The organism is Zestosphaera sp. (genome assembly GCA_038843015.1).
GTDB lineage: Archaea > Thermoproteota > Thermoprotei_A > Sulfolobales > NBVN01 > Zestomicrobium.
This window is the reverse complement of the sequence record JAWBSH010000006.1, coordinates 79,966-82,749: the sequence shown is the minus strand read 5'-3', so window position 1 is coordinate 82,749 and position 2,784 is coordinate 79,966. Positions and strand designations below refer to the sequence as shown.

The following is a 2,784-nucleotide window of genomic DNA, read 5'->3' as shown; positions in this document are numbered from 1 at the left end:
ATTGATAAGTTTATTTAGGGCCCGTGGCCTAGCCAGGATAAGGCGCCGGCCTGCGGAGCCGGAGACCCCGGGTTCAAATCCCGGCGGGCCCGCTTATACCCACTAGGGATCTAGTTACTTATGACTCCTTCCTTTCATTGTTGTGAATAGAAGTTCGTGAAACGTTTTAGATTTGATGGATGTTAACGTTGTTTGAGGGTCTAGACCTAAATAAGGTCTCGGACTAGGATAGGAAGAGGCTATTCCTCTATTTACTAGAGAAGCTAGGTAATGCTAGGGGTTTCTGGGAATGCCTGGGAGACGGTTATGAGAGCTTTTCAATGCTTAAGGGGGTCTTTAGAGAAGTGTTGGGAGACAAATAGATATTGAAGTAGCAGGAGATGTTCTTAAGTGGATTCATTCTGGAGGTTGAGGCGAGAGCTTAGTATGGGAGCGTGTCAGGCCTATCTGCAAGACATTGACTACAGGAATATAGTGACGTAGTACTGATGTTGGATAGGAAGAGCTTCTAAAGAAGTTCTATGATGAAAATATAGTGTCTACTTTAAATTGTTCTTGGTGTAGTACATGTAATTTATTTTATGATGAACTGCTCATTCTTAGTGTTTTTTATGCTTAAAAGATTTATAAACAATAATTGTGCATTATATTTTGGTGTAATATTGAAAATACCTTTATTTGTGGTTGTGGCTGCAGTAACTATAGCATCTGTTGCTGTAATCTATGGCTTAATGTCAGCTTTACTGCCTGGAGGTCCAGCTACTTCTACTACGTATACCCCCTACACAACCCCTACCTCTCCACATACAACAACACCAACGACTACCCCACCCACTTCTACTACGTATACTTCCACTTACACAACTACACCACCACCTGAAGAAAAGTATATCGAGACGTTTGAGGAATTCATAAACTTAGTACGTTATATAAAGTGGAGGCTAAGAGATTACGACCGCGTTGACAATGAATCGAAGATAGAGATCTTCTATTACTACAATAAGGGAGTTGAAGTAGTGGGAGGCGTGGAATACACGAGGATAGAATTTATAGTTGAAGAAGAAAGCGGTAACACGACAGTCATTATATGGCTTCCAAAACAGACTGGAATTACGCCTAGGGTAATGATCAACGGGGAAGAAATACCACCATATATGGCAGAATATGCCGTAGCACAGATTGTAGGCTCGTTTATGAGCTTCTTCGTCATCCCCCATCAATTCTTGACTGCAATGATACTATGGCCTTATACACCTCCAGAAATAGGTACACTAACTCACGTATCATCAGCCTCAATATCCTACGGAAACACTACCTTAAACGTTGATAAGTTTGTGTTTACACCTAACCCCAACAATCCAGACTTTGCTAATATAACTAAGGCGGATATATGGGTGTCTCATTATAGGGAATATATACTATGCGTATACTTCATGATGGAAACTAAGACATCTGAATTGACGTATGAGCTATTAGAGATAACATAAAATGATATATAAAGCATTATTTTTGCAAAAGATTATTCCCTATAGTTTATTCCACTCTAAGTGTTGTCAGCTCATCTCTCCCGCCACGTTCGTTGTAGAAGCCTGTTTTCTCAGAGACCTCATACCAAGATATACTATTTTTCATCATCTGAGTTGAAGCGTATCTTCGCTCTCCATCGCCCCCGATATGAATCCTACTACTGTACCTCACCTTAATACATCCAACTACTCCTAGGTCCTTGAGCATTATGAAATCTCTCTACCCTATACTGGTCCTTTCTTCAAAATACTCCACAGAGTTTTGAGCTACTTCTCTTCCTATACGTTGGCAGGCTTATCCCTAATGTGAGCAGCGTGTTCTTCTCTCCTTCCTTGCTTTGAGTATTAAGAAGCCTCTCCAAGCTTTTATTGTTTAGTTCAGCACTTGCTGAGCTGTTGCTGAACTAATTAAATGCTTATACCTCCCGTAGAACTCCTTGTATTCTTACACTTGAAAAGTGAGAAATGAGACTGTGTTTTTCTTGGTGGGTATAGCAAAAAGTCTTGGCTTAGAAGATGTTATGAGGTAGCTTATCTCAAAATGGTCGAAGTTTTATTCTTAGTCTCAGACTTGAATGAGACTCTGCGCTTGTGTCGGCGGTGTCCATAGTTTCCTAATCGTATCGCCTAGAGCTACGTAAATGAGTATCCACGCGACCACATCCACTATTGGGAAGAAGATGCCTATTATGAAGAGGATCCCAGCAACCAGGTATAGTGTGTTTTGGTATGCGTCGTTGAGCTTAAAACAAAGGATTATCATTCCAATATAGCCGATTATTAAGAGGACGAACCCGATAAGCACTATAAATATCCCTACGAGGACCAGAGTCAGTATGGCGCCTATTATAACGAGTATTAAGCCCCATACATACCCTATCTTAATTAGTGATGAAGCCGTCGAGAATTCCGGATTACCTCGAGCCAAGTCACTTGTTCCAGGAATGAATTTAGCATAGAACCCGATAAGAGCTATTATAGCACCAACTATGAGTAATACGATCCCTACACCAAGTCCCGCTAGAACTCCGACCCACGCGCCACCCGCGCCACCAACAAAAGCTGTGAGCGCACCAAAGAAGGCCGCCATTATCCCCGCTCCCAAAAATATCCACGCGATAAACGCGAATAATATTCCCTCCCGCATCTTCTGAAGCGCGCTAACAACCTCAATGCCTGGTTTCTCATACGTCGCCACATAAGACATATTGCCACCAACTATTATTCATAAAACTTCCTATATATATTACTCTCAAAG

General features: G+C 41.6%; 3 protein-coding genes and 1 tRNA gene. 2 read left to right on the top strand and 2 right to left on the bottom strand.

Translation table 11 applies throughout. The annotated features are described in order from the left end of the window. Positions 1-17: 17 nt before the first annotated feature. Both QXL29_05825 and QXL29_05820 read left to right on the top strand, forming a co-directional pair. Positions 18-92 (top strand) — tRNA-Arg (locus QXL29_05825). A 570-nt stretch (positions 93-662) separates the two neighbouring features. Further along, positions 663-1,487 carry a hypothetical protein gene (locus tag QXL29_05820; protein MEM2284109.1) on the top strand — a complete coding sequence of 275 codons (825 nt, stop codon included), beginning with the start codon at positions 663-665 and terminating at the stop codon, positions 1,485-1,487. A 46-nt stretch (positions 1,488-1,533) separates the two neighbouring features. Here QXL29_05820 and QXL29_05815 read toward each other — a convergent pair whose 3' ends face one another. Together QXL29_05815 and QXL29_05810 are read right to left on the bottom strand one after the other, a co-directional pair. Next, positions 1,534-1,734, bottom strand: a complete 201-nt coding sequence (locus QXL29_05815) for a hypothetical protein (GenBank protein ID MEM2284108.1) — start codon at positions 1,732-1,734, stop codon at positions 1,534-1,536. A gap of 357 nt (positions 1,735-2,091) precedes the next feature. Continuing rightward, positions 2,092-2,733 (bottom strand): DUF973 family protein, encoded by a 642-nt coding sequence (locus QXL29_05810; GenBank protein ID MEM2284107.1) that lies wholly within the window; start codon positions 2,731-2,733, stop codon positions 2,092-2,094. Positions 2,734-2,784: the final 51 nt, after the last annotated feature.